This window comes from Micromonospora sp. NPDC001898, from assembly GCF_042891255.1.
Taxonomy (GTDB): Bacteria; Actinomycetota; Actinomycetes; order Mycobacteriales; family Micromonosporaceae; genus Micromonospora.
Genome location: NZ_JBIATC010000009.1, coordinates 195,767 through 220,226 on the forward strand (window position 1 = coordinate 195,767; position 24,460 = coordinate 220,226).

The 24,460-nt window shown below is 70.0% G+C and carries 22 protein-coding genes and 1 pseudogene; 9 read left to right on the plus strand and 14 right to left on the minus strand.

Annotated elements, in window-relative coordinates; translation table 11 throughout:
* Positions 1–25 precede the first annotated feature (25 nt).
* From ACFYZF_RS20635 to ACFYZF_RS20680, 10 genes are all read right to left on the minus strand, one after another.
* A complete protein-coding gene (locus ACFYZF_RS20635; protein WP_387023069.1) occupies positions 26–883 on the minus strand; it encodes a class I SAM-dependent methyltransferase in 858 nt (285 codons plus the stop codon).
* Positions 876–1,889, minus strand: coding sequence for a lysylphosphatidylglycerol synthase transmembrane domain-containing protein (locus ACFYZF_RS20640; RefSeq protein WP_387023071.1), 1,014 nt, complete (start codon positions 1,887–1,889; stop codon positions 876–878). The genes ACFYZF_RS20635 and ACFYZF_RS20640 overlap by 8 nt, the downstream gene beginning before the upstream one ends.
* Entirely contained in the window at positions 1,882–2,469 is a 588-nt protein-coding gene (locus ACFYZF_RS20645; protein ID WP_387023073.1) for a hypothetical protein, read from the minus strand. Before ACFYZF_RS20645 ends, ACFYZF_RS20640 begins: the two co-directional genes overlap by 8 nt.
* Entirely contained in the window at positions 2,466–4,985 is a 2,520-nt protein-coding gene (locus tag ACFYZF_RS20650) for a PEP/pyruvate-binding domain-containing protein (RefSeq protein WP_387023075.1), read from the minus strand. The genes ACFYZF_RS20645 and ACFYZF_RS20650 overlap by 4 nt, the downstream gene beginning before the upstream one ends.
* Entirely contained in the window at positions 4,978–6,027 is a 1,050-nt protein-coding gene (locus ACFYZF_RS20655; RefSeq protein ID WP_387023077.1) for a Rieske 2Fe-2S domain-containing protein, read from the minus strand. Before ACFYZF_RS20655 ends, ACFYZF_RS20650 begins: the two co-directional genes overlap by 8 nt.
* Positions 6,028–6,073: 46 nt before the next feature.
* Positions 6,074–6,526, minus strand: coding sequence for a protein phosphatase (locus ACFYZF_RS20660; protein WP_387023078.1), 453 nt, complete (start codon positions 6,524–6,526; stop codon positions 6,074–6,076).
* A 135-nt stretch (positions 6,527–6,661) separates the two neighbouring features.
* On the minus strand, positions 6,662–7,501 hold the full coding sequence (locus tag ACFYZF_RS20665; RefSeq protein ID WP_387023080.1) for an SAM-dependent methyltransferase: 840 nt from the start codon (positions 7,499–7,501) through the stop codon (positions 6,662–6,664).
* Entirely contained in the window at positions 7,498–8,565 is a 1,068-nt protein-coding gene (locus ACFYZF_RS20670) for an aromatic ring-hydroxylating dioxygenase subunit alpha (protein WP_387023082.1), read from the minus strand. The genes ACFYZF_RS20665 and ACFYZF_RS20670 overlap by 4 nt, the downstream gene beginning before the upstream one ends.
* A complete protein-coding gene (locus tag ACFYZF_RS20675; RefSeq protein WP_387023083.1) occupies positions 8,562–9,659 on the minus strand; it encodes a Rieske 2Fe-2S domain-containing protein in 1,098 nt (365 codons plus the stop codon). The genes ACFYZF_RS20670 and ACFYZF_RS20675 overlap by 4 nt, the downstream gene beginning before the upstream one ends.
* Before the next feature lie 14 nt (positions 9,660–9,673).
* Entirely contained in the window at positions 9,674–10,564 is an 891-nt protein-coding gene (locus tag ACFYZF_RS20680; protein WP_387023085.1) for a polyprenyl synthetase family protein, read from the minus strand.
* A gap of 428 nt (positions 10,565–10,992) precedes the next feature.
* Between ACFYZF_RS20680 and ACFYZF_RS20685 the strand changes: the two genes are divergently transcribed.
* The 6 genes from ACFYZF_RS20685 (at position 10,993) to ACFYZF_RS20710 (ending at position 16,207) form a co-directional block, all read left to right on the plus strand.
* Positions 10,993–12,327 carry a cytochrome P450 gene (locus ACFYZF_RS20685; protein WP_387023087.1) on the plus strand — a complete coding sequence of 445 codons (1,335 nt, stop codon included), beginning with the start codon at positions 10,993–10,995 and terminating at the stop codon, positions 12,325–12,327.
* Between the two features lie 17 nt (positions 12,328–12,344).
* Complete coding sequence (locus ACFYZF_RS20690; RefSeq protein ID WP_387023088.1) at positions 12,345–13,118, plus strand: hypothetical protein; 774 nt, start codon at positions 12,345–12,347, stop codon at positions 13,116–13,118.
* Entirely contained in the window at positions 13,115–13,831 is a 717-nt protein-coding gene (locus ACFYZF_RS20695) for a hypothetical protein (protein WP_387023090.1), read from the plus strand. Before ACFYZF_RS20690 ends, ACFYZF_RS20695 begins: the two co-directional genes overlap by 4 nt.
* 11 nt (positions 13,832–13,842) lie before the next feature.
* Positions 13,843–14,163, plus strand: a complete 321-nt coding sequence (locus ACFYZF_RS20700) for a DMT family transporter (RefSeq protein ID WP_387023092.1) — start codon at positions 13,843–13,845, stop codon at positions 14,161–14,163.
* A gap of 4 nt (positions 14,164–14,167) precedes the next feature.
* The gene (locus ACFYZF_RS20705) at positions 14,168–14,650 is read left to right on the plus strand and encodes a phosphatase PAP2 family protein (protein WP_387023094.1); all 483 of its coding nucleotides are present in this window, start codon (positions 14,168–14,170) and stop codon (positions 14,648–14,650) included.
* 96 nt (positions 14,651–14,746) lie between these two features.
* Positions 14,747–16,207 (plus strand): SDR family NAD(P)-dependent oxidoreductase, encoded by a 1,461-nt coding sequence (locus ACFYZF_RS20710; RefSeq protein WP_387023096.1) that lies wholly within the window; start codon positions 14,747–14,749, stop codon positions 16,205–16,207.
* A gap of 463 nt (positions 16,208–16,670) precedes the next feature.
* Here the strand turns inward: ACFYZF_RS20710 and ACFYZF_RS20715 are convergent, their stop codons facing one another.
* From ACFYZF_RS20715 to ACFYZF_RS20725, 3 genes are read right to left on the minus strand one after another with little or no spacing between them, the layout of a single operon-like run.
* Positions 16,671–17,246 carry an NADPH-dependent FMN reductase gene (locus ACFYZF_RS20715; RefSeq protein WP_387023098.1) on the minus strand — a complete coding sequence of 192 codons (576 nt, stop codon included), beginning with the start codon at positions 17,244–17,246 and terminating at the stop codon, positions 16,671–16,673.
* A 7-nt stretch (positions 17,247–17,253) separates the two neighbouring features.
* Complete coding sequence (locus tag ACFYZF_RS20720) at positions 17,254–17,679, minus strand: alpha/beta fold hydrolase (RefSeq protein ID WP_387023100.1); 426 nt, start codon at positions 17,677–17,679, stop codon at positions 17,254–17,256.
* A 39-nt stretch (positions 17,680–17,718) separates the two neighbouring features.
* The gene (locus ACFYZF_RS20725) at positions 17,719–17,937 is read right to left on the minus strand and encodes a hypothetical protein (RefSeq protein WP_387023102.1); all 219 of its coding nucleotides are present in this window, start codon (positions 17,935–17,937) and stop codon (positions 17,719–17,721) included.
* Between the two features lie 659 nt (positions 17,938–18,596).
* Here ACFYZF_RS20725 and ACFYZF_RS20730 point away from each other — a divergent pair.
* From ACFYZF_RS20730 to ACFYZF_RS20740, 3 genes and pseudogenes are all read left to right on the plus strand, one after another.
* Positions 18,597–19,118, plus strand: a complete 522-nt coding sequence (locus ACFYZF_RS20730; RefSeq protein ID WP_387023104.1) for a GNAT family N-acetyltransferase — start codon at positions 18,597–18,599, stop codon at positions 19,116–19,118.
* A 67-nt stretch (positions 19,119–19,185) separates the two neighbouring features.
* Positions 19,186–20,528: pseudogene (locus ACFYZF_RS20735) on the plus strand (MFS transporter).
* 235 nt (positions 20,529–20,763) lie between these two features.
* On the plus strand, positions 20,764–22,755 hold the full coding sequence (locus ACFYZF_RS20740; RefSeq protein WP_387023106.1) for an acyl-CoA dehydrogenase: 1,992 nt from the start codon (positions 20,764–20,766) through the stop codon (positions 22,753–22,755).
* Between the two features lie 175 nt (positions 22,756–22,930).
* Here ACFYZF_RS20740 and ACFYZF_RS20745 read toward each other — a convergent pair whose 3' ends face one another.
* Positions 22,931–24,286 carry a hypothetical protein gene (locus ACFYZF_RS20745; RefSeq protein WP_387023108.1) on the minus strand — a complete coding sequence of 452 codons (1,356 nt, stop codon included), beginning with the start codon at positions 24,284–24,286 and terminating at the stop codon, positions 22,931–22,933.
* Positions 24,287–24,460 lie beyond the last annotated feature (174 nt).

Here is a 24,460-nt window from a genome sequence, read left to right on the forward strand (position 1 = left end):
GCACCGCGCCAACGCCCGGGGCTCGTCACATGGTCCGGTGCTCCTGGCTCGCCTCAGGCGACCTGGCCACGATGAAGCAGACCGGGTTCGTGAGCCGGATGCCACCGTCGGCGCCCCGCCGGGTGTCCAGCTCCGCAGCGAGCTGACGTTCCAGGTCAGGACGGCGTTCCTGCGGGATCATGTCCCAGAAGAGGCGTAGCCCCTGCGCGTACGTCCAGCGGACGAACTCCTCCCCGGACGCCGCGACGAGTGGCACGTCCTCGACCACGACCCGCGGCTCGACGAAGCCCGCGCCCCGCAGATGCCGGGTTATGGCATCAGCCTCGTCGGCTGCGTCGAGCGCGTCAGCCGTACCGGCTGCGGCATCGGTCGCGGCGAAGTCACGCATGGCTCGTTGGAAGAACTCCAGCGCGATCTGCGACCCGTCCCCTTCGGTGACGGCTCCGGGGACGGCGAGGGCGATCCGCCCCCCAGGACGCAACAGCCGGGCGTAGTTGGCCAGGGTGCCCGGGTGATCCGGAACAAGGGGAAGACTCATGCTGGCGGTGATCAGGTCGAACGTCCGCGGAGCGAAGGTTGGTGCCCGGCCGTCCATGACGACCGCCCGAGCGTTGACGATCCCGCGCCGGGCGATGTCCCGCTGGAGGAACTGGATCATCCGAGGTGCCAGGTCGATGCCGGTAACCTCACCGTCCGGGCCCGTCGCGGCCGCCGCCGGGAAGAGGACGGCGCCGCGGCCGGTACCGATGTCCAGGATGCGTTCACCAGGCGCTACCACCGCGTGGCCGACGAGCCTGCTGCCGACCGGTTTGAAGAAGGCGGGACCGATCTCGTCGTACACGTCGGCGACCGTGTCGTAGACGGCCCACAGTTGATCAGTCATGGTCACTCCGTACTAGCGGCGGCGCGGTGGTCACCGTGCCGATGGTTCCGGGGTCGTTGGTGCCCGGATGTTTTCTCCGCACGCTGAGGAAGTGCAGCTGGAGCGGCAGGCCGACGACGACCTGGGGTAAGACCTGCTGGGCGTGGAACAGCAGCGCGAAGCCGAGGGCAGCGTCCGGCGCGACGTGCAGCAGACTGAGGCAGTAGACGGCGCCGACCTCGAACGTGCCCAGGTTGGCGGGTGCACCGGGCAGGACGTTGGAGAAGTCGATGAAGAAGACCACCAGAACGACGGCGGCCACCGACAGACCGATGTGCAGCGCACGCATGACTGCGTAGGCGGCGGCCGCATCGATCATCTCGCCGACGAGAATGAGGCAGGAAGCCGAGCTGAACCGCAACCGGTCCTTCAGGAAGTACATGCCGTCGACCATGCTGTGCAGCATCTTCGGCAGTCGGTTCGCCGGGGCACGGTAGGCCGTTACCACGAGCAGACCGAGCAGTACGAGCATGAGGGCCGACACGCCGATGACGAAGCCGGTCACCCAGCCGGGCAGTCCGGGGACCACGAACGGCGTGGCCAGTGCCAGCAGACCCATGCAGGCCGCCCCGATCGTCTTCTTCAGCACGATGAGCGCGCCGGTGATCCCGACCGGGACGCCCTCGTGCTTGAGCATCCACAGGCGGAGCAGCTCACCGGCGCGGGCCGGGCTGATCGACGATGCCGCCTGCGCGGCGAACTCGTATCGCAGGAGCCGGCCGGCCGGCGGCTGGTGTCGGGGGCCCAGCATCACCACCCAACTGCCGGCCCGGACGACCTGGGCGACGAGGTTGAGCAGCACCGCGACCACCAGCAGCGGCACATCCACGCGGGTCAGCGTGTCGCTGAACGCGCGCGCGTCGAGCCCGCGCAGAAACCACCACAGCGAGATGACGGTCGTCCCGATGAGCAACACCCGGACGACGAGATCCCACCGTTTCTTCGGCGCCGCCCGGGTCTCACTCATCAGGGCAGGCGCGGTCGGCGGCCATGGAGGTCGGCAGCCGCCGGGCAGCGGCACTGTGCGGCCACAACGCGCGCTCGGTGGCGTAGAAGCGGAGCAGGTCAGGGGTGTGGATGCCCAGCTTCGCCCGGATCTCGCCCAGCGGCCAGGCGAGCAGGTCGCGCCACGGCACATCGCCGAGCGGCTGGATCCTCTGGTGAGCCGCGAAGCGTACGGCCATCTCGAACAGCAGCAGGTCGTCGCGGCTCAGCCGCCACGGCCCGCGGTACAGCTTGGTGGCCGCGAGGGTGAACAGCCTCTGCTGCCACCGACTGAGTCGGCCGCCGGAGCCCATCGTGGCCCCGAGCACGAAGGCCTCATCGGGCGGCAGGGTGCCACGGCCGAGGACGATGTGGATGCTGTCGTGGCCGAACAGATCGACGTTGCCGGGCAGGGCGACCGGGCTCGCCGGGTTCTCCAGGAGCCGGACGTACCACGGGACGACGGAGGGGTCGTCGCCGGGCATCCCGGCGTGCGCCTCCGCGAGCGTCGCGGAGTCGTCGAGACCGGGCACCCAGTCCGACAGTGCTGGCGGAGTTGTCACGAGGTGCTCCCCTCTGTCAGGTAGACGAGTCCGCGGGTGCCGTCGACGGTGACGAGCTGGCCGTTCTGAATGACCTTGGTGGCGTTGCCGGTGCCCATCACGGCTGGGATGCCGTACTCGCGGGCGACGATGGAGCCGTGTGACAGCGCGCCCCCGCTGTCGGTGATGATGCCGCCGGCGATGCCCAGCAGCGGGGACCAGGCAGGCGTGACGTACGAGGCGACCAACACGTCGCCGGCTCTCACCTCGTCGAAGTCCCGTACCGAACTGACGTGCCGAGCGGTCGCGGTGACCCGACCGGGACTGACCGCGAACCCCCTGAGATCGGCCGACGACTCGTCGACGTCCTCGCTGCGGCCGAGGAAGGCGATCGGTAGGAAGTCCACGCCGGCCACCTCCACCCGCAGTCCCCGGGGCACCTGGGCGGGCGGTGACACCTGGCGCTGCCGCTCCCGCAGGTCCCGCCGCAGGCGTACGGTTTCGGCGAGGTCGGCCGGCCGGTCCCCGGCCCCCAGCACGCGCAACTGCTCGATCAGCTCCTCGCCGCTGAGGAAGAAGACGTCGTCGTCGGCGCTCAGCGCGCCCGCATCGACCAGCCGCCGCCCCAGCTCGAGATACCCACGCCGGATGGTCGGCCAGCCCATCGTGAAGTAGTGCAGCGCCTCGTCCCGGACATGGGCGTAGTGGCGGGTCCAGCGCAGCAGAGCCCGGAGCACGGCGCGCCGGACCGGCTTGCGGCGCAGGCCGCGCGACAGCGTCGTACGGGACTCCTCCCGCTGCCGGGCCAGGTCGCGCAGGCGGTCGTGCAGCGAGCGGAAACGACCCTCCCGGTACGCCTCCAGGGTGGTCAGGAACGCCGACGGATCCTCGACCGGCGTCGGCTCGGCGAAGTCCAGCTGGTACGCCTGATGCGCGTACCGCTCCAGGAACTGGTCGAAGCCGTCCGGTGGCCCGTCCCCGGGCCCGTCGGCCGTGGCCAGCTCGAAGAGAGCGGCGTCCATCTCGGAGGCCTTGGTCGGGTATCCCTGCAACAGCACCGCGAACCCGTCCTCGGCCACCTCCGGCGGGGCCAGGAAGCGGTACAGGCGGTCGAGCAGCCACTCGCCGCCGTTCCAGTACCAGGCGAGCCCGCCGAGCAGCGCCCAGTACACCGCGCTGAGTTCCTCGGCCTCGTCGATGACGGCGAGCACGTCGCGGGTGGTCAGCGTAGCGGGGTTGATCCTGCGCAGCGCCTCGATCCGCTCGATGTGGTGCGGCAGCAGGGTCGTACGCCACTGGCGGTCGAGCCGGGCGAGATGGAAACGGAAGAAGGCGGCCACGAGCTTGCCGGTCTGGACCGGGTGCCGCTTGAGGCGGGTGTCGAGCCGGATGTAGGCGTACCCGTTGATGGTGCCCGACATCGGCTCCGGCAGCAGGCGGTCGATGCGCGGATCCCGACCGGACCAGTTCTGCTTCCACCTGCGTACCAGGCGGGGGAAGAGCGTCGTCGCGAAGAGCGGGGACAGCGGCTCCGGCAGCCACGAGTCGCAGATGCTGATCCGCGCCCACTCGGCGCCCTCGATGGGGCTGCGCCAGCGGATGTCCTCGGGCAGCACCACGTCCCGGGTGAGCGGGCGGGCCTGCAGGATCGCGAACCGGCCGTCCGTGATTGCCCACTCGATGTCCTGGGAGGCGCCGAAGTGCTCCTGGACCGCGATGCCCAGCCGGGCGAGCGCCACGGCCTGATCCCCGGTCAGCGAGGGGGTGTCGCGCAGCTCGGGCGGGACGTCGACGAAGGTGGCGCCGTCCTCGGTGGGCGTGACCATGAGGGATTTGTGGGAGTGTTCCGCGCTGAGCAGCCGAAGGCCTTCGCGGTCCACCACGTGGCGGTCGGGTGTGACGACGCCGCTGACCACCGCCTCGCCGAGCCCCCAGCTGGACTCGATGACCACTGGTTCGGTGACCGCGGCGGTCGGCGCAGTCACGAACATGACACCGGCGGCGTCGGCGGGCACCAGGGCCTGCACCACGACGGCCATGCGTGCCTCGCCGTGCGGCAGTCCCACCCGGTCCCGGTAGTGGATGGCGTGGACGTCCCAGAGCGAGGCCCAGCAGCGCAGCAGCGCGGTCACCAGCCGGTCGAACGTCCGGACCCCCAGTTCGGTGTGGTACTGGCCGGCGAAGCTGGTGTCCGCCGTGTCCTCCGAGGTGCCGGAGGACCGGACCGCGACGGCTCCGCCGGCCGGGCACACCGTCCGGAACGCCTCCTCCAGGTCGGTGAGCAGGGTCGCCGGCAGCTCGATCGCCTCGATCGCCGCGCGCAGCGTTCCGGCGGCCTGCTCGTCCTCGCGGGCGAGCAGGGCCAGGTGCGGCGCCACGGCCGGCTGTGCGAACCGTTCATAGACCGAGGTGGGCAGGCAGAACCCCGGCGGCACCGGTACGCCGACGCCGATGAGCTCGCCCAGGTTGGCGGCCTTGGCGCCCACGGTCGGCGTGTCGTCCCGGCCGACCGCCGACAGCGCGATGACGTCAGGCATCGTCGGCCACCCGTTGCACCCAGTGCTGGTAGTGCTTGCGGAAGGCGCGGACACCGCTGTCCCGTTCGACGTAGATGCCGTGCCGGTCGCCGGTCTCCAGGGTGTTGAAGATCGGCAGATCCTGGTTCGACGTGACGGTGATCTCCGGCCGGTGCACCAGGTAGTTCCGCAGGTCGCGCAGCCGCCGGCCGCTCGGTTGCAGTGCGACGGCGATGTGCTGCACCGTCCGGTTGGGGGCGACCGGCGTGGTGGCGAGCAGCAGCCGGTACTGGATCACGTCGTCGGCCCAGTAGGTGATGCGCTGCCCGGCCGGCCAGCCGTCGACGCGCAGCACGAACTGCTTGGCATTGATCCCCAGCAGGTTGGCGAGGGCGCCGAGCCTGCCGGTGTAGGCCGGCCAGGTCAGCTCCGCGCCCATCCACGCGCCACCGGTGATGGGCGGCCCGTGTCCGGTCAGCTCGTCCGGCCGGTCGAGGATCCGCAGGCTCGGCTGGTCAGTGACGTCGAGGCCGTGCAACTCGACGAGGTGGTCCGGGTCGTACGTGTTCTCCAGGATCCGCCGGACGGTCGCTCCGGTGAGGTCGGCCAGCCGGAACCCTCGGGCGAACCCCGCTCCGGCGTCCAGCGCGGGGAACTCCGGCAGGGCGAACATCGGTTCGGCGCTGCCGTACCACACCCAGACATAGCCGTGACGCTCCGCTGTCGGGTACGCCCTGACCCGGGCGCCGCGCGGGATGCGGTCGGTGCCCGGAACAGCGACACAGGCGCCGTCACCGGTGAACCGCCAATGGTGGAACGCGCACCGCAGCGTCCCGTCGACGACCTTGCCGTCGGCGAGGCTCGCGCCCAGATGCGGGCAGGTGCGCGCCATCACCGTGGGGCGACCGTCGCCGTCCCGCCAGGCCACCAGGCGTCGGCCGAACAGCGTGATCGCTCTAGGCGTACGCCGCAGCCGGTTGGACGGCAACGCGACGTACCAGCTCGCCGCCAGGTTGAAGCCACGGTCCGTACGCGTGCCGGCCGGCTGGTTCTGCACGGTCATCGCCCCGCACCGCCGACCGGTCCGGCGGGAACGGGGCGCGAACCGGTCAGAGCCGGTGGTTCGCCGCCTGGTCGAAGCGAGTGACGAAACGCCGTTGCCACGGTGTCTCGACGGCCCGGTGCGAGTAGTGCTCGCGGACGTAGGCAACGGCCTCCGTGGGGGACACGCCGTCGAGGACCGCCAGGCACGACAGCGCCGTCCCGGTACGCCCGAAGCCGCCTCCGCAGGCCAGCTCGACCCGTTGCGTCCCGGCCCGGTCCAGCACCTCGCGCAGGACGCCGAAGAAGTCCGTGCGGTCGGCCGGCAGCCAGAAGTCCCGCCAGCGGACCCAGCGGCTCTCCCACGTCACCGGCTTCGGCGGGGAGCCCACCAGGTAGACCCCGAACTGCGGCTCGGGTCCGTCCGGCACCGGATGCCGCAGGCCGCGCCCGCGCACCAGCCGCCCGGACGGCAGTCGCATGACACCCGCTGCGTTCGGCTGCCAGCCGGCTTCGGTCATTCGGAACACCCTCTCCACTACTCGGCCTCGGGACCGGTCCGGGAGAAAGCCTAGGTGACAGATTCCCCGAACCGGGACTACGGGACAGGAATCGCTCGTCGGCGTCATACCCGGTGTGGCAGCGGAGCACGGCCGTCACTCCTTGCCGGCGATGAGGACGGCGAACCCCACCCCGGGCAGCTCCGCGAAGGTGCGCATGCCGTCGATGAGCCCGCGCACCTCCTGCTCGTAGTCGCCCAGCGCCGAGATCCGCTCGGAGTTCGCCCGGACCCATGCGTCCACCACGGCGAGGGTCGGCGGGATCACCTGCTCGTAGATGTCCTCCACGTACCGGGTACGCAGCCCGGCCCGAGCGAAAAGTTGGGGGTACTCGTCCAGGTACGGCGGCTGGGCCAGGTGGTAGTTCTGGTAGAGCTGCCTGACGAAGTCGTCACGCTCCGGATCGTCCACTCGTTGGAGCACCGGTTGCGCGACCACCAGCCGGCCGGCCGGCCGCAGGATCCCGGCGATCGTGTTGAGCACGCCGGCCTGGTCGGGCAGGTGCTCAAGCGACTCGATGGCGAGGACAGCGTCGAACGAGTTCTTGTCGTACGGCATGGACGTGGCGTCGACCAGCTCGAACCGTACGCGGTCGGCGACCCCCGCGGCCGCCGCCCGCTCGGTGGCGATGTCGACCTGGGTGTGGCTGATGGTGATGCCGACGACCTCGACCGGGACGGTCTCGGCGAGCCGGACGGCGGGACGGCCGGTGCCGCAGCCGAGGTCGAGCACTCGCTGGCCGGGCCGCAGCGCCAGCCGTTCGATCAGCAGATCGGTCAGGTTGTCGGCCGCCTCCCGCATGCCGACGCCCTCGTGCACGCCGTCCGGGAAGTACCCGAAGTGATGACTGTCGCCGAGCATGTCCTCGGACAGCACGGTGATCTTGTCGTACATCTCCCCGACGCTCTCGCGGTCAGGGCGGTAGGAGTCGCTCACAGTGCTCCTTCTTCGGCGCGGTCGACCCAGGTCGCATACTGCTTGCGGAAACGCAGGAGGGCGTGGTCGTACCGGGTCGGGGTGGGCGCCGCGGTGTCGTCGGCGTTGCGGTAGATGGCGAGGTCTTCGCGGGTGCCCCACCAGTGGTGGGCGCGATAGGCGAGGTACACCAGCCGGTCCCGGGCCGGGTTGCCGGTACGGCGGACCAGCGACCAGCCGCGCATGTGGGTACGCCCCGGACCGACCGGCGTGACGCCGAGCAACTCCTTCACCACCACCTCACCGTCCAGCAGGAAGGTCAGGCGCTGCCCGGCGGGCCAGCCGTCGACGAGGAGTTCGAACTTCTCGCTGCGCAGCCCGAGCGCGCGGATCGCGGCGGGTACCTGGAGGCCGTGGAACTCCAGCCGGGCTCCGGTCCAGGCGTCCCCGGGGATCGGCGGCCCGTTCTCGGCGGCCGCGGCCGGTTCCGGCAGCATGACCAGTTCCGGCGCACGGTCGCACGCGACGCCGTGCAGGGCCATGAAGTGGTAATGGTCGAAGGCGTTCTCGAGGACCCGGCGCGGCGTCGCGGCGGTCGTGTGCGAGAAGCGGTAGCCGAGGTATTCGTTTCGGCGCTCGGTCAGTGCCGGAACCTCCGGCAGCGGGTAGGCCGGTTCGCCGCCGCCGTACCAGATCCAGAGGTAGCCGTACCGCTCGACGAGCGGATAGGCCCGCGGCTGCTTCATCGAATGCGAGAGCCGCGGCATGCCGGGCACCGACGCGCACGCCCCGGTGGCGTCGAAGCGCCAGTGGTGGAACGCGCAACGCAGGCTGCCGTCGACCACCTTGCCGACCGCGAGGCTGGCGCCCAGGTGCGGACAGTGCCGCGGCATGATCGACGCCCGGCCGGTCCCGTCGCGCCAGGCGACCAGCTCGCGGCCGAACAGATCGAGCTCTCGCGGCCCGCGGCGCAGCTCGGCAGAGGCCATGGCGAGGTACCAGCCCGCGGCGAGCCGCATGTCGGCGCCCGGCTGCGACGGGGCGGTCCGGCGCGGTTGGTGCGAGATCGGGGCCGCCCCGGTCACGACCGGCTCCTGACCGGGGCGGGCGTCGTCTCGACCTTGCCCACCCACGACTGGTAGTACCGGCGGAAGTGCGCAACACCGTTGTCGTAGGGGGTTCGCAGTGTTCCGGCGGCGGCCTCGGTTGTGTCGTAGATCGGGATGTCCTGCCGGGTTCCGGCGCGGCTCTGCCCGTAGAGCATGACGAGGTTGAAGAGCGTCCGCAGCCGGCCGGTGCGCGGCGTGCCCGCCCAGCCGACCTGGGTGGTGACCCGTTCGGACACCGGCGTGATCGCCAGCAGCACCTTGAAGAACTCCTTGCCGTCGACGTAGCCGGTGAAGCGCTGGCCGCCGGGCCAGCCGTCGACCAACAGCTGAAAGGCGTCACCAGCCGCGAACGTCGCCGCCTTGGCCATCCCCCAGCGGGCGGGATCGCGTACCGGGTGCCCGGGTGTGGCGATGCCCTCGAACCAGGCGCCGAGCCAGGCGGGGGAATCGATCGGCGAGCCGTTGTCGGCGGCTTCCGACTGGTCGCGCAGCATCCGGAACTCGGTGTGGTCCAGCGACAAGCCGTGCAACGTCTGGAAGTGGTAGTAGTCGAACGCGTTCTCCAGCAGCTGCCGGGCCGTGCCGGTGCTGCGGTCGGTGTAGCGGAAGCCGACGTAGCGATCCCGGTTCTCCGCGAGCGCGGGAAAGTCCGGCAGGCTGAACAGGGGCTCGGCGGTGCCGTACCAGACCCAGACGTAGCCGTAGCGTTCCACGGTCGGATAGGGCGTCAGCTTCGCGGTGGCCGGGATGCGTGCGGATCCGGGAATCCGCACGCAGGCGCCGGACCCGTCGAATCTCCAGCCGTGGAACGGGCAACGCAGGCCGACGTCGTCCACCTTGCCCAGTGCCAGGCTGACGCCCTGGTGGGGGCAGTAGCGCGGCGCCACGACGGCCCGGCCCGAGCGTTCCCGCCACGCCACCAGATCACGGCCGAACAGTTGCAGGGCCACCGGGCGGTCGCGCAGGCGGGCGGTGGAGAGTCCCGCGTACCAACTGGCCGCCAGGTCCGCGGGAACGGGATCGGCGGCCGGCGCGGGCAGGGCCAGCCGGTCGGTGTGCCTTCTGGTCATCTGCACGATCCCGTTCAGTTGGTACGGGTGAGGATGAAATCCGCGATGGCGCACAGTGGCTGAGCACCCACGCCGAACAGCTCGACGTCCTGCTTCGCCGAGGCGACGAGCTCAGTGGCGCGACGGCGCGACTGGTCGAGGCCGAGTAGCCGGGGGAACGTCGCCTTGCGCTGCTTCTCGTCCTTGTGTGGCGTCTTGCCGAGCTCGTCCAGGGTCGACGTGACGTCCAGGATGTCGTCGATGATCTGGAAGGCCAGACCGATCTTCATCCCGTACGACTCGGCGCGGCGGATCATCTCCTCGTCCGCGCCGGCGAGAACCGCGCCCGTCACCACGGCGGCGCTGAGCAGCGCGCCGGTCTTGCGGGTGTGCATGCTCTCCAGCGTCGCCAGGTCGACGTCCTCACGGTCGGCCATCTGGACGTCGATGACCTGGCCGCCGATCGCGCCGTGGATGCCGATGGTGTGCAGCAGAGTGTGGATCACCCGCAGGACTCGGCTCGCCGGCGCGTCGGTGTGCAGAAGCACGTGCTCCAGCGAGTACGACAGCAGCGCGTCGCCGGCGAGCAGAGCCATGCCTTCGCCGAACACCTTGTGGTTGGTGGGGCGGCCACGCCGGAAGTCGTCGTTGTCCATCGACGGCAGATCGTCGTGGATAAGAGTCGCGGTATGCAGCATCTCCAGAGCGACCGCGGTCGGCATCGCCACCTCGGTGCTGCCGCCGCTGGCCGCACAGGCGGTGAGACACAGGATCGGCCGGACCCGTTTACCGCCCGCCAGCAGCGAATATCTGATTGTGCGGTACAGCTCGTCGGGCCCGCCGATCTGGATGGCCCGCTCAAGTTCCCGGTTGATGAGCTCACGCTGCGAGCGCAGGCGTGACGACAAGTCAATCTGTTTCAACATTGACGTTCCCCCATGGGTACAAAGCCGGTGCAACCGTACTCCGCCCGAAGCCGTGAGTCAATGTTCATCTGTTATACATTGACTTTGCCCAGCGCTGGTCGATGGTGTTAATGTAGCGCCAGGGCTGAACCACGGGGGTGAAGTTATGATCAAGACGGCCGTCACCGCCCGGCGTTAACGTCGACATATTGGGCTGAGCTGGTAAAACAGCGGTGATTTGCGGCAGTCGACACTGCCGGTCGCCTCTTTGGCGGTGCTGCGGCGCCGCCATTTCCGTGTCGGTCTTGCAGGCCGCCACCCACCGCCGAACGGACAACCGCTAGGGTCGGCTGCGATTTCGCATTGATGTTAATTTCCTTTTACAACGATGAACAGGTCCGTTTGCATTCATCGCGCCCGCGTGGGCGCCACCGACGGTGGAGAAGTGAATGGCGATACCTGACGCCCCGCGGCGGATCCCCGTGATCGGGCATGCCGCGGCGCTGCTATCCGACCCGCTCGGCTACCTCGCCACCCTGCCGGCGCACGGCGACGTGCTACGCCTCACGTTCGGACCGGTGCGGATCGTGGTCGTCTGCGACCCGGAACTCACCCGCAGGGTCCTCGTCGACGACCGCACCTACGACAAGGGCGGCCCCTCCTTCGACTCCGGGCTCGAGGAGTTCGGCGACGGCCTCGCCTCCTGCCCGCACAGCCGGCACCGTCGCCGGCGGCGCCTCGCGCAACCCTCGTTCCACCACAGCCGCTACCCCGGATACGCCCGGGTGATGACGGACCACATCGACACGGCGACCGCCGCCTGGCGGCCGGGCCAGGTCCTGGACGTCCGGGCCGAGATGGCGTCGCTGTCGATGTCGATCGCCGTCGCCACGATGTTCTCGTCGTCGATGCCGGCCGACCGCCTCCGGCAGGCGGTCGGCGATCTGCAGACGCTCGTCAGCGGCATCCACCGCACCATGTTGCTGCCGCCCGCGCTGACCCGGCTGCCGCTGCCGGTCAACCAGCGCTACCGGAGGGCCGTCACCCGCCTGCGGCAGACGATCGGCGCCATCGTCGCCGAGCGCCGAGCCCACGCAGGCGAGCACGACGACCTGCTGGCCAGCCTGCTCGCCGCCCGCGACGACCAGAGCGACACGCCGTCCTCGCTGACCGAGAACGAGGCGGTCGACGAGGTCATGACGTTCTTCGCCGCCGGATCCGAGACGATCGCCAACACCCTCGCCTGGTCGCTGTACCTGCTCTCGCAGGACGCCGACGTGCGGGCCCGGCAGCGCGCCGAGGTCGAGCAGGTCCTCACCGGCGACGTGGCGACGTTCGAGGACATCTCCAAACTGGAGCTCACCACGCGGATCGTCACCGAGTCGCTGCGGCTCTACCCGCCGGCGTGGATCGTCACCCGAGCCGTCACCGCCGACACCGAACTCGGCGGGCACCCGATCCCGGCCGGCACGTTCGTCGCCTGGAGCCCGTACCTGCTTCAGCGCCGGGCCGATCTGTACGAAGAGCCCGACCGGTTCCGGCCCGACCGGTGGGACGCGACGCGCTGCCCGGCACCGCCGCGCAGCGCGTTCGTCAGCTTCGGCGGCGGCGCCCGCAAGTGCATCGGCGACCAGTTCAGCTACGTCGAGGCAACGCTCGCGCTGGCCACGATCACCCGCCGCTGGATCCTCGACCCCGTCCCCGGGGCCCGCGTCACCCCGGCCGCCTCGACAACGCTCTACCCGAAGAACCTCCGGATGCGGCTGGTCCGGGAGGCATCCTGATGGGGAACCGGGCGACGATGACCCGCGTACGGGAGCGGCTCCGCACCGAGCACGCGGTGTTGTCCAAGTCGCGCGGCATCTTCCGGGAGTACGTGACCGAGCTGTACTACCCGGCGCAGGAGCTGACCCAATGGCAGCGGGCCCGGTGCACTCCGCTGACGTTCCTCGTGGAATACCTGGTCTACCGGGTCGACGCCGTCGCCGAGGACAGCCGCGACCTCGACCTCGACGTGGCGGACAACCAGCACTACGACAAGCTGGTCCGCTACAAGCACAGGTTCGAGGCACTTCTTCGCCGTGCCCGCGCCCACAACGACGCGGTGGCCCGCCAGCTCGATCTCGGCGAGCAGTACGTACGCCTGGAGAACAAGGTGACCACGCACGGCGTCGCCGACCAGCAGCAGGTGCTCCGGCTCGCCGAGCTGCGCTCCTCCGACATACGGCTGCTGCACGCCATGACGTTCGCAATCCTCCGCCGGCCGATCGACCAGGCCCTCCTCGACCTGCTGTGGCCGGTGGAGGTGCTCGCCGACATCGGCAACGACCTCGAGCACTACACCCAGGACGTGGCGAGCGGGCAGTTCAACACCTACGACGCGATCGTGCGCCTCCACGGTGACGCCGCCCCCGCGCGGCTGCGCGCCCAACTCGACCGGTACGAGGCGCTTTTCCACGAACGTCTCGACAGCTTCCCGGCAGCCCGGCGCGACCGCCTGGCCGTGCTCGGCACCCGCCGCTACCGGCAGCGCACCACCCGGATTCCTCAGCCGATCCTCGAAAGGGCTCCATGACCTCGGACACCGTCGTCGCCACCGGCGTCATCTGTGTGATCTTCTGGCTGATCGCCTACGTGGGGATCATCTACCGCGGCTTCAAAGAACACACCTACGGAATGCCGATCGCGGCGCTGGCCACCAACCTGTGCTGGGAGGCCGCGTACGGATTCTTCATCAACCCCTTCGCCGACCACATCCACACGCTGAGCATCGTCTGGTTCCTCTTCGACCTGATCATCCTCTGGCAGGTGTACCGGTACGGGCCCACCGAGTTCGACGCCCCGGTACGCCGCTACATTCGGCCGGTGACGCTCCTCGCCATCGCGGCCGCGTACCCGGCGATGCATCTGGCCTTCTTCGAGTTCAACGACCCGGACGGCGAGTACACCGGCTTCGGCATCAACGTCATGATGTCGATCCTGTTCATCACGATGCTGGTGCGCCGGGGCAGCAGTCGCGGCCAGTCGCTCTACATCGCGGTCGCCAAGTTCCTCGGCACGTTGTTCGCCTGGATCGCCACCGCGCTCACCGTGACGACCAGCGCCACCCAGCAGTGGCCGGACAGCCCGGCCTCCTTCGTCACCGACAGCGTGACGCACCAGGACTATCCGCTGACGCCCCTGGTCAACTATCTCTATCTGCTGGTCTTCATCGCCGACATCATCTACATCGTGATGCTGCGCCGGCGGCTCAAGGCCGAGGGCGTCCGGCCCTGGCGGCACTTCTGAGGAGGACGGACATGGCCTGGATCCTGTTGCTCGGTGCCATCGCGTTCGAGGTGACCGGCACGTCGGCGCTCAAACACAGCGCCGGATTCACCAAGCTCGTGCCCACGATCGTTGTCGGCGTGGCGTATCTGCTGTCCTTCACACTGCTCGCCTTGGCGGTCCGACACCTACAGGTGAGCGTCGCCTATGCGATCTGGTCCGGAGTCGGCACCGCAGCGATAGCGATCGTCGCCCGGCTCGCCTTCGGCGAAGCGCTGACGCCGGCGAAGATCGCCGGTATCGCGCTGATCATCGCCGGTGTGGCGACCCTCAACCTCGCCGGCGCGGAGTGACCGGTTGCGTACCGCCGTGGTGGCGGTGGCCGAGTACGCCATCTACCTGGTCACCGTCGCGTTCGCCGTGTCCTGCTGGCGCCTGCCCAAGCCCTCCCGGCGCGTCATCGCCGTCCAGTTGCTGGTGGCCACGGCTGCCACCGTCGCCCTGGTCGGACTCGCCGCGCTCGCCTACCACCATCCCCGGCCGTTCGCCGACGGCCAGACGCAGCCATGGTTCCCGCACGACCCCGACAGCGGTTTCCCGTCCGACCACACCACCGCGACCACGATGATGGCAGCGCTGCTGTGGCCGTACCGTCGGGCCGTCGCAGCGGCGCTGATGGCGGCTGCCGCGACGATCGGCGTGGCACGGGTTCTCGCGCACGTGCACTGGCCGGTCGACGTCGTGGCCGCGATCGGAATCGGCGTCACCGGCGCGGCGCTTGGCTGGTGGCTCGGCGGGCTGATGATGCGACCACGCCACCGGACGCCGGCGGGGCCGTAAGAGGACGTCCTCTCCTGCGGTGCGTACAGTTTCGGGTCGGACTTGAGGTTGGGCCGGGCAGACCCGGCGCAGGAAACGGGATGAGACAGCGACGGCATGACGGCGTACAATATTGCGGAAACCGGTCAAAACGGCATCGACCGCGGCCAGCTGGAGACCTGTCTCAGCGTCTTTGAGGCGTTGGAGGACCTGCCTTCCGATCATCCCGATGTGGTGCGGGTGCAGCGGGCCACCGCGAGGCTCTACAAGGTGATCAAGCAGCGGCGGCGTGAGGAGCGGCGGGACGCCATCGCGGCGGCCGACCGCTTGGTGACGGCGGCCACCGCCACCGGCGCCCCGGGCCGGATCGACGACGAGACCCAGGGCATCCCACTCGCCTCCCCCACCGTGGGCGCCACGGCCGGTCTCCTGCAGAATCCGCGCGGCTGCTACGTCTGCAAGCAGCGCTACCGCGAGGTGGACGCGTTCTACCACCAGCTCTGCCCGTCCTGCGCCGCGCTCAACCGGGAGCGCCGCGACGCCCGCACCGACCTGACCGGCCGGCGCGCGCTGCTCACCGGCGGCCGAGCGAAGATCGGCATGTACATCGCGCTGCGGCTGCTGCGCGACGGCGCGCACACCACGGTGACCACGCGGTTTCCGCACGACGCGGTCCGCCGGTTCGCCGCGATGCCGGACAGCGGGGAGTGGCTGCACCGCCTGCGGATCGTCGGGATCGACCTGCGCGACCCGGCCCAGGTGATCGCGCTCGCAGACTCGGTCAGCGCCCAGGGGCCACTCGACATCCTGATCAACAACGCGGCGCAGACGGTCCGCCGCACAACCGGGGCGTACGCCCAACTCGTCGCCGCGGAGGCGGCGGCCCTGCCGGACGGCCCGCTGCCGGAAATCACCACCTTTGCCAAACCTGCCGGCCGCGGCGGTCCGGCAGGCAGCCTGACCGCCGCGCCGCAGTCGGCCGCGCTCACCCCGCAGGCGCTCACCGCGCTGGCGCTGACCGGCGGCTCGGCCTCGCCGGAACGGATCGCCGCAGCCACCGCCATCGACGCCGGTGGGCTGGTGCCGGACCTCGACCCGGTCAACAGCTGGGTGCAGCGGGTGCACGAGGTGGACCCGGTGGAGCTGCTCGAAGTGCAGCTGTGCAACGTGACCGCGCCGTTCGTGCTGGTCAGCCGGCTACGACCGGCGATGGCCGCAGCGAAGGCCCGCCGCAAGTACGTGGTGAACGTGTCAGCGATGGAGGGGCAGTTCGGCCGCGGCTACAAGGGGCCGGGGCACCCGCACACCAACATGGCCAAGGCCGCGCTGAACATGCTGACCCGGACCAGTGCCCAGGAAATGCTGACCGACGGCATCCTTATGACCAGCGTCGACACCGGCTGGATCACCGACGAGCGGCCCCACCCGACGAAGATGCGGCTGGCGGACGAGGGCTTCCACGCCCCGCTGGACCTGGTCGACGGCGCGGCGCGGGTCTACGACCCGATCGTCCGCGGCGAACAGGGTGAAGACCTGTATGGCTGCTTCCTGAAGGACTACGCACCCTGCGCCTGGTGACCAACGCGCCCGCCCCGCCGTCGGCCACCCAGGCCGGCCGCGCCGGGCTGCGGCGCCCCCGGCGGCGGTACGACCGACGGGGGCGGGGTCGGCGGTCCCGCCGGGGGCCCCGGCGGTGAGCAGTTCTCCGTCGCCGTCACCTTCCGCACCAGCCCCAACGGATCGGCGGAACGCAGCTACACCGTCCCCGAGGGGCGGACGTTCCCGCTGACCGACTTCCTGGTCGACAACGTGCAGGGCGACGAGGGCACACTGACGGTCACCGCCAACCGGGTGCGGGTGGTCACCTACGCCCCGGAGAACTTCCGCACGCCGGAGGACTGACCTGGCGGCGACGGCGCCCTCGTTTCTCCAGCTCCAACGAGCGTCGCACCTGCGCGCCCTCGGTTGGTGGTCCCCTGGTGCGCCGGCCGGCGGGTGAGCCGCCGCCCGGTCGCGTTGGGCTGGTCGCCCTGCAGGGCGGTCAGCTGATGGTCACCGCAGGCTGACGGATGGTGGCCATCGCGGTGCTCCAGGTGACGAGCTGGTCGAGGGTGCCGGCCAGCACGCGGTGTTGGTGGTCGCCGGGTTTGAATTCGCTGAAGTTGACGAAGTCGGTCATCAGGCCCAGCGACACCTGGGCGCTGACGTGGGCGATCTGCAGAGCGCTGAGAACCGGCCGCAGTTGTTCCACCGCGCGCACACCGCCCTGAGCGCCGTAGGAGACGAACGCGGCGGCTTTGTTGTTCCACTCGCCGTACACCCGGTCGAGGGCGTTCTTCAGGGCGCCGGGAGCGGAGTGGTTGTATTCGGGCGTGACGATGACGTACCCGTCGTACTGCGCGACGATCCGCGCCCACGCCTTGGTGTGTTCATTGGTGTAGCGCCCACGGGCGGGCGGCACCGGTTCGTCGATCGCCGGCAGGTGGTGCTCGGCCAGGTCGATCAGGTCGAAGGTGGCGTCGGTTCGCCGGCTGCCCTGTTCGAGGACCCAGCGGGCGACGGCCTCGCCGTTGCGGCCGGGGCGCGTGCTGCCCAGGATGATCCCGATTTTGATCATGGTGTGCTCAGTCCTTCGTGAGGGTTTCGTCGGCGAGAAACGCGTCGATGACGACGAATGTCTCGTCGGGGGCTTCGCGCATGGGCGGGTGCCCGGCGTCGGGGATCAGCACGAACCGCGCGTTGGGCACGGCGTCGGCGTAGGCACGGCCGAAGCCGGCGCTGACCACAGGATCGCTCTCGCCCCAGACCAGCGGGGTGGGGGTCAGAACATCACCGATCAGCTCATCAGGTCGCTGCGTGCCGCCCCAGCCGGGTTGGGTCGGGGCCAGCACCCGAGGGCCTACCGACAGGTGGTCAAGCAGGGTGTCGATGCTGTCCGGGCCGGAGGCACCGTGCAGGATCAGCACGGCCTCACCGTGCCCGGCCCCGCGCACGTTGAGGTCCAGGCCGGGCAGGGGTCGCAGAACCGTGGCGGTGGGGGAAGCGTTCATACGCGCAGGTCTCCTCTCTGCGAGGCCGGAGGCCGGCGGTCACTGGGCGTGCGGGTACTCCGCGAACTGGTCGACGAGGCTCTGCGCGGCGTTGTCATTGAAGCAGATCTCGAGGTTGGTGGCGGCCCCCGCCGCGGCGTCCGCGCTGCGCGGAAACAGGGCCTGCTCGTACGCTGCCAGGGCGGCCTCGATGTCGCCGGGGTGCCCGGCGATGGCCTTGCCGGGTTCGGCCTCGTGCTCGACGACGGCACCGGCCACATCCGTCCCGCACTACGACCGCTGGCGACCGCGCTGCCCAACGCCCGAACCTGTCCACGTCACGGCTGTGGCTCTCAAGCCTTAGGCCGCCGAGCTGCTGGCCGCGCTCGCTACCGGCCGCGTCCCGCTCAGCCACGACGGGCTCTCTCCACCTGGCCAAGCCCAGGCGCCGCCCGCCACCTGCGCCACCCTGCACCGCCGACTGCGCGCCTCAAAATTCCCGCTCAGCAAGGCCCGAATCTCAGCGCTTCGCCAGCTCGTGCTGCAAGCGCCCGTGCCGGTCGTCGCCGACGCGCTCGGATTCCACCAGACCACGACGACCCGCGCAGACAGGCGGTACCGACCATCGGATGTCTCGCTTCCAACCCGCCTGTTCCTCGAAATGCGCGGGTGGCGGCCGGTCGGATGATTCGTCGATGGGCGTGGCGGATTGTATGACGCAAATCACACAACCGCCGCGCGAGGGGCTTACTGCGTTCCTGGCGTTCCTCGTCGGGTTGCGTCTTTGACCGGGCTGACATTGCGATGTAGGGCCCCACGGCGCCCCCTGGTAGCTCTCGAAGCGCGTGGACCTTGTGGAGCCGAAATGGCTTCTGAGGATGATCGATGCTGGTCGAAAGCGGCTCGTCTAGCCGGCCGGCTTTCAATACCGTGACCGCATGCCCGCGTTGATTCTGCCGACTATCCGCCTGCATGCCGCGTTCTTAGAATGCCGCGACGACTGGGGCCCCGGCCTCCACGAGGACGGCTTCGGCCTGAGGCCCAACGACGACGTGAACTCGCCTGAAGGCTTCGCCGCTTGGGTGCACGAGCGGGTCCGACTGACCCATCCGGCCGGCGACCCGTGCCCGGACGAGAAGCACGGCTCGCCCCGGTGGATCGTCGAGAACGGCCAGGTACTCGGCGGAATCGCCCTCCGGCACCAGTTCGACGACGAGATCGGCCAGATCGGCTACGGCGTCCGGCCGTCCGCGCGCCGCCGAGGACTGGCGAGTTGGGCACTCGGCGAGATGCTCAAGGAGGCTCGCATCGTCCTGGGCCTGGACCGCGTCCTCATCCCCTGTCTGGCCGACAACATCGCGTCGGCCCGGACAATCGAACGCAACGGCGGCGTCCTCGAGGGCATCCGCGACACCGAGCATGGTCCGGTGAGGCGCTACTGGATCGTCTTGGATCGGTGAGGGGTCTGGCATTGCCCACGGCAACCCCGCCGGAGCCGAATCCAGGAATCACTCGTCTTAGGCCAGGTTGGTCCGGGAGGAACGGACCGTGTTGAATCTGAGGCCTTACCGGGACGCGCTCGCGCTGCCGGGGTTGCGGCCCCTGCTGCTGGTCGCGATCCTGGCCCGGGTGCCGGTGGCGGCCACTGCGGTGGTGATGACGCTGCACGTACTCGATCTGGGCCACCATTACTTCGCCGCCGGAGTGGTCGGGGCCGCACTGACGGTCGGTTCGGCGCTCGGCGCACCACTGCTCGGCCGCCTGGTCGACCGGCGTGGCCTGCCTCCGATGCTGCTGCTGACCACAGCGGCCTCGGCGCTGTTCTGGGGAACGGCGCCGGTCCTGCCGTACCCGGTGCTGCTTGGTGCCGCGTTCGTCGGCGGGTTGCTCACTCTCCCGGTCTTCTCCGTGGTCCGGCAGTCGATCGCCGCGCTGGTTCCGCCGATGCAGCGGAGGCAGGCGTACGCGCTGGACTCGATGTCGGTCGAACTCAGCTTCATGATCGGGCCGGCGGGGGCGGTGGCCCTGGCCACCAGTGCCTCGCCCGCCCTGACCATGTACGCCGTCGGCGGCGGCATCGTGCTGGCCGGACTCACCCTGCTGGTGCTCAACCCGCCGACCCGCACCTGGGACGAGGAGACGACACCGGCACAGCCGCTGCCCCGCCGGCAGTGGCTGGCCCCGCCGCTGATCGGGCTGCTCGCCGGTGGCGCGGCCAGCACGTTGGTGATCGCCGGCACCGATGTGGCGGTGGTGGCGGTGCTGCGTGACGCCGGTCAGGTCGACCGGACCGGTGTGGTGCTGGCGATTTGGGCTTCGTGCTCATTGGTCGGCGGCTTCATCTACGGTGCGCTGTCCCGCCCCGTGCCGTCGCTGGCCCTTACGGTGGCGCTGGGTCTGGTCACCATTCCGGTCGGTCTGGGCAGCGGCGGTGGGTGCTGGCTCTGGTACTGCTGCCGTCCGGGGCGCTCACCGCGCCGACCGTAGCCGCCACCGCAGACGCGGTGAGCCGGCTGGTGCCGGCGAGCGTGCGGGGTGAGGCGATGGGCCTGCACGGGTCGGCGATGGTGGTGGGAGTGGCGCTCGGCGCCCCGCTGACCGGGGCGGTGATCGATGCCACCGCGCCGGCCTGGGGCTTCGCCGCGACGGGCCTGCTCGGCGCGCTGATCGCGCTGATCGCGCTGGCGGTACTGCGGACTCAGTTGGGTCACCGACGCCGCGAAACTGCCGCCGAAACCACCATCACCCCCACCGTCGCTCCCCGCCCGATGCCGCCCCCGCTCGATCATCGATCTGGACGAGCCGAAGAACCGCCAGCCCCAAACACACCTGAGCGAGCACCAGACCAGGCATCCAATCACAGACTGTGACGGATCCGCGTTCGTAACCGGGCACTCGCACCAAACGAATACGCGATCCTGCCAGTCGACCACCGCCATGGATTAGCTACGCCTTCACTCATCGCGACGAGCGCTCGGGCAGGTGTGGAGTGCGTCGGTGATTTCCCGTCTCACCGTGGGCTCCCTTACCGGATCGCTGTAGCGGCCCGGTATTCTTGGCTGGGACCGGACTGTCCCCATATGTCCGCCATCCCGAGGGGTGACCATGCCCGATCACGCGTCCGGCCGCATCGACCTCGCACGCCTGCAGGACGTGCTCGACGGACCGTGGGCCGAGGTTCGCAACGCGCACCGCGACCACCTCGACGAGCGCTTCCTCCCGGTGTACGGCGAGACCGGCGAGCAGGCGCGTGAGCGGATCAGCCGGCTACTCACCGCACTTCCCGTCGAGCTGGGTATCGCGTCGGCGTTCCCCACCGAGTACGGCGGCAGATCCGACGTCGGCGGTTCGATCGTCGCCAGCGAGATGCTGGCGCAGGTCGACCTGTCGCTGATGGTCAAGGCGGGCGTGCAGTGGGGCCTGTTCGGCGGAGCCGTCGGGGCCCTCGGCACCCGGCGCCACCACGACGCCTATCTACGGGACATCATCTCGGGCAAGATCTTCGGCTGCTTCGCGATGACCGAGACCGGCCACGGCTCCGACGTCCAGCAGCTACGCACCACCTGCACGTACGACCCGCGGACGCAGACCTTCGACCTGCACACCCCGTACGAGGCGGCCCGCAAGGACTACATCGGCAACGCGGCCCGGGACGGGCGCATGGCGGTGGTCTTCGCGCAGCTGATCACCAACGGGCGGCGGCACGGCGTACACGCGTGGCTGGTTCCGATCCGCGACGCGCAGGGCAACCCGATGCCCGGTGTGACCATCGGCGACGCCGGGCCCAAGGCCGGCCTGCTCGGCGTCGACAACGGGCGGCTCAGCTTCGACCACGTGCGGGTGCCGCGGGACATGCTGCTGGACCGGCACGGTCAGGTCGCGGAGGACGGGACCTACGCCAGCCCGATCGAGAACGACTCCCGGCGTTTCTTCACCATGCTCGGCACCCTGGTCCGCGGTCGGGTGAGCGTGGGCGGCGCCGCGTCTGCGGCCACCAAATCGGCGCTGACCATCGCGGTGCGCTACGGCGACCTCCGCCGCCAGTTCGGCACGCCCGACGCCGACCGGGAGGTGCTGCTCAACGACTACCTGGCCCACCAGCGCAAGCTACTGCCCGCGCTGGCAACCACGTACGCGCTGCACTTCGCCCAGACCGAGCTGGTCGCCGCGCTGAGTGAGGTGCAGGGCGGCGACGGGCCGGTCGACGAGCACCGGCAACGGGAGCTGGAGTCCCGGGCCGCCGGCCTCAAGGCCGCGCAGACCTGGCACGCCACCCGCACCATCCAGACGTGCCGCGAGGCGTGCGGCGGCGCCGGCTACCTCGCCGAGAACCGGCTACCCAGCCTCAAGGCCGACACCGACGTCTTCACCACGTTCGAGGGCGACAACACGGTGCTGCTGCAACTGGTCGCCAAGGGGCTGCTCACCGGCTACCGCGACGCGTTCGGCTCGCTGGACGGCTGGGGGCGGGCCTCGTTCGTCGCCGAGCAGGTGCGCGAGATGGTGCTCGAGCGCACCGCCGCGCGGTCACTCATCGAGCGCCTGATCGGCGCCGTGCCCGGCCGCGACGAGGAGGTCGCCGTCACCGACCGCGGCTGGCAGCTCAAGGTTTTCGAGGACCGCGAGAGGCACCTGCTCGACGGCGCGGTCCGCCGCCTCCGCAACGGCGCGGCCACCAAGAAGGACCGTCCCTTCGACATCTTCAACGACGTCCAGGACCACGTCCTCGCCGTCGCCGCCGCGCACATCGACCGGGTCACCCTGGAGGCGTTCGTCGCCGGTGTCGAGGACACTGCGGACCCGGAGGTCGCGGCGTTGCTCTCCCGGGTCTGTGACCTGTACGCGCTCAGCGTCATCGAGGCGAACAAAGGCTGGTACCTGGAGCACGGCCGACTCACACCGGCCCGTGCCAAGGCGATCACCGGCGTGGTGAACGGTCTACTCAAGGAACTGCGCCCGCACATGCGGACACTCGTGGACGGCTTCGCCATCCCGGACACGTGGCTGCACTGCGCCATCCTGCGCGAGGAACCCCGCCGGCAGGAGACCATGGCCGCCCACGACGCCGCCGGCGATCCGCAGACAGCCCCGGCGTAGGCAGGAAGGCTCGCGTGTAGTGGCTGTCAGTCGAGGTGGTCCGCGGGGTCACCGACACGGCCGGGCGGCGAGGTAGTCCTCTCCGGGTACCACCTGGCACCGAAGCTGCCAACGACACGACAGCGGGGCAATCCCTCATTACGGATCGCCCCGCCGTTGTTGTGCGTCGGCCCGGTCAGTTGTCCGGTGGCAGGACAAGGTCCAGGAACTCGGCGTAGGCGTTCTCGTCGGGCAGTTTGCCGTCGAGCGCGAGGGCTTGGCGCAGGGAGAAGCCGGTGACCGCCGGCGGGATACTCAGGCCACGCTCGGCCTCGCCGACGATTTCCGCGACGACGGCCCGGGCCTGCTCGGGCTTGTGCTGGATGAGCCAGTCGAGCATCCGGACGATCGCGTGGTTGATCGGGTAGCTGACCTCCTCGTTGCGCATCGTGCGCTGCCGGTCGGCGAACTCGAACAGCACCGCAGCGCGGATCGTCGCGCCAAGGTCGCTGAGGGGGACGATCCGGTCGAGGCTGGCCGCAGCGGTCCAGGCGACGTCGTAGGCAACCTCGCGCACTGCGGCCCTGGTCCGCCAGCGCAGCGCGAACCGTTTGCGGTTGCTGTCGCGGTCCCACAGGTCGACGATGAAGGCGTTGGTGAAGTAGTCCCACAGTCGGGCCACACCGACCGACAGGTTGTCGTGATCACGGTCGGCCATGGTGAGGGCGACGCCGTCGCGGGAGCGGCGGCGGGTTTCGGCCCAGTCCTCAGCGACCGGACGCGACCACATGCTGCGCCCACCGACAATGGCCTGGGCCAGCGGTACCTCGCTCTCGCCGCGGGCCTGGTAGGAGCGCAGGGTGCTGGCGCCGATCCCGGCGACCTCGGCCAGCTCGGCTACGCCGAGCAGTTGGTCCGCGGCGAGTTCCGGGGCGGTCAGGTTCACCACGCAGCCGGCCAGGTGCCGGCCGACGCTGTGCCGGGCCGCCCAGAGTGCGAAGTCATCATGCCAGCGGCGTGACGCGGCCGGCGTCACCGTGTCCAGGTCGAGCTCGGCGACCGTCCACAGGTTGCCCTTACCCGGGTCGCCCTGCGGCTGGTCGGCGGCGCTGATGGTCAACGCAGCCGGGACCGGTCGTTTGACGTAGGACCCCCGGGCCTGGTCGAACACCTGCGACGGCCGGTACCAGGTCGCACCGTCCCACCAGTAGCCGCCGGTGCGGAACAGCAGTGCCTCGTCCTCGTAGGACATGTACGCGCTGGCGACGTCCTTGTTGCGGTAGAGCACCACCGACCTGCCGTGCTCGGGATGCCATCGCACCACCCACCCCAGATCCGGTCGCAGCGCGTCGGTGGTGAAAGCGACCCAGCCGCCGTCCTTGCACGGATCCGTGCGGCCCCACGGCCCGCCACCGGGCTTGCGGCCGATCGCTTCGATCGCGGCCGGGTCACCTATCGGCAGGTGGGAGTCGTCAACGAACGGCAGGTCAGGGATCGGGTGGTCCGTTCGCAGCCCGTTCCCTACCGCCGGGTACTGGTACGACAGCGCCAAAGCTCACTCCTTCAAGCGGGTGTGCTGTATATATTTACAGCATACTCGCTAGCTGCTTGGCAGCCACCCGGTCAGGGATCCGGCGACGGTGGCAGCCCAGCGGATGCGCCGGATTAGCCCTGTCCAGCGAGTGGTCGTTACGGACCTAGAGAATTCTGTCTGCTATCCGTCACT